Consider the following 2,483-nt stretch of genomic DNA (forward strand, 5'->3'; position numbering starts at 1 on the left):
GATGTGAAACCGGGAAGAACATAATGGAAGCGCCGCTCCCTATCAAAAGCAAAGCAAGCACACTATTTTTGGTCTTGGCACGGTCTCCAAGTGCGCCCCAGATCGGTTGGCCTAACATGGCAACAAGCGGCCCAAGGCTAAGCAGCATGCCAATTTGCTCCTGAGAAAATTTGACGTTATACAGATATACCGGTAAAAATGTGCCGTACACCGCATTCCCCATATAAATGACTGCGTAAAACAACATAAATGCGTAGAGTCTCGTTGTAAGCCCCTTCTTTCCTTCTTGAAATATGAATAGCCAGCCCTCCAAGATGAAGGGCCAGCTCCGACTTAAGGTTATTAAAACTGTACGACAAGTACACTTAGCGTTCAAGTGTTTTTTTCGTAGAGGCACATTCTCACATTCTTCCTCTTACGGCTTGCTGCCGAATACATCTCGAATTGCTTCCAGATAAGCCATCCCGTTAATTGTATCCGGCTCCAAATAACTGCCCTCCGTCCATTCGTTCCACGCATTGATGGTGAAGATGGGAGGTTTAGTCATCCCACGATCGAGAAATGCTTTGACACCCTCCAAAGCAAGCTTTAACTCCTGAGGTGTATTCCCCGCAAGGGTGGCCATGTAAGGATACCCCAAGTCTTCGAAAGTTTCCGATTGCACGGTTCGCGGAGAGGAGTCCCAGCCCATCGTCACATTCGGATAGTACGGCAGCTTATAAGCCGCTGTAAACTTCTCATAATCAAGCTGCGATTTCTCTCGAATGGCTGCATAATCGGTCTCCGGGAACTGTTCCAGAGGTTGATGATGAATCCAAACATAGGAAGAAATACTATCCAGACCCAGCTGCTCCAGCACCTCGTCGATATTCGTAATCTTCTGCTCCGTTGGAAGGATTTGCAGACCCCAGACGACAACATTTACGTGCAGTTCTCCTAATCCGGCTGTTCGTACTCGTTCACGAAACTCCTGTAAAACTCGCGCCGTTTCCTCAATTCCGCCTAAACCACGAATCAGGCTGTGTATTTCGTAGAACGAGACATAAAGCCCTTCATTTACACGCCAATAAGACGGATGTGAAAAATAGTTCATAATCATATGCTCCGTTGCCTCAACGAAGCCCTTCTCGCTGATCTGGCCTTCCGCTTGCGTGTTGAAAGGTCTGCTGCGCTGTGCGGGATGAATATCAATCCAATCATGATTCGCCCACATAATGGCAAATTTCAGTCGATCGTTATTCGGAGCGCGCAGAAACCCTTCATCCAGAGCGCGCTGTAAGAATGGACCATCCTCATACCAATACCAGTCAAAGATGAATGCCGTTAAGCCATGATCCGCCGCCGCTGCTATTTTGCGAGCCATGACAGCCGGATTCGCTTCATCCTCATAGCCCCATAAGGGCACTTTGGGCTGCTGATGTCCAGGGAATTTAGGCTCTGCACGCTTCACAAGCTCCCATTCCGTCCACCCTGCTCCGTGCCAAGCATCATTTCGTTTATCACGATGGTAATTGGGAAAATAGTAGGCTGCTGCTTCATAAGTTGCCATCTCCGCCATCTCACCTCTTAGACAAGTTCAATAGTTTCAAAACCTGTCTATATTGTATAATTGAAGTAATCTTGCAACCACTTACAAAACAGACCTACCTACCACCATTTCGGACATTGTCTCAAGAAATGAGGGAGCGCAATTACCATGCCAAGAAAGCTTGGTTCCTATTTTGCCGCTGAGTACATCGAAGATAATGGTTTTCTCTATGTGAATGAAGTGAAAGAAACGGAGTGGCTGCTAGAGCATGTTCACGATTTTATAGAAATCGTCGTTGTGCTTGATGGCAAAGGCTTCCAGTATATCGATGGTCAACCCATGCACGTTCAGGAGGGGGATGTCTTCGCCCTGCCTATCGGTGTCTCTCACGTATTTCGTCCTTCGCCGACCAAAAGTGCCGCTCCACTATTCGTCCGCAATATCATCATTCGCTCGGAATGGCTTGAGCATCTGAAAGTTTGCCTTCCCGACTTATCCATCAAGCAATTGATAGATTGGCTGATTGGCAAGGGTGACAGCCAAGGCTCGGCGCAGCGATGGGCCAAGGTATCCGATCACCTAGGCGCTATCCGTAGGATCAGTGAAAGCATGCAGGACATTCTTGCCAAGCGAGACGCTGCTTATTTAACTCAGGCCATGGCCTTGGTTGCTGAACTGCTCGTGTTCCTAATTCGCTGCACCGAATGGCAGCTTGCTCCCATCATGGCGCACATCAGTGAGACTAATAAGGGGCCAATGTCCCTTCCTCCAACTAGAAGCTCAAGCCGCAACGTTGAACAGTTCCTTGACTACCTCACCCATGCGCTGCCCGATGACTATACGTTACCGATGTTATCTGAGAAATTCCAATTGAGCGAGCGCCAGATTCTGCGAATATGTCATCGACACCTCGGTACCAGCTACATGCGTTACGTCCAAAAGCAGAGAATTACGC

Annotated in this window: 3 protein-coding genes; 1 reads left to right on the top strand and 2 read right to left on the bottom strand. The window is 48.2% G+C overall.

The window, feature by feature from the left end; translation table 11 throughout:
- Positions 1 to 313 (bottom strand): MFS transporter (locus AC1DUA_RS33665; RefSeq protein WP_477503878.1); only part of this gene is annotated, 313 nt, incomplete at its 3' end.
- A 102-nt stretch (positions 314 to 415) separates the two neighbouring features.
- The gene (locus tag AC1DUA_RS33670; RefSeq protein WP_477503879.1) at positions 416 to 1,549 is read right to left on the bottom strand and encodes a glycosyltransferase WbsX family protein; all 1,134 of its coding nucleotides are present in this window, start codon (positions 1,547 to 1,549) and stop codon (positions 416 to 418) included.
- Between the two features lie 147 nt (positions 1,550 to 1,696).
- On the opposite strand from AC1DUA_RS33670, the gene AC1DUA_RS33675 reads away from it, so the two are divergent.
- A partial coding sequence (locus AC1DUA_RS33675) for an AraC family ligand binding domain-containing protein (protein WP_477503880.1) occupies positions 1,697 to 2,483 on the top strand: 787 nt, incomplete at its 3' end.

This window comes from Paenibacillus sp. 01T422 (assembly GCF_056398785.1).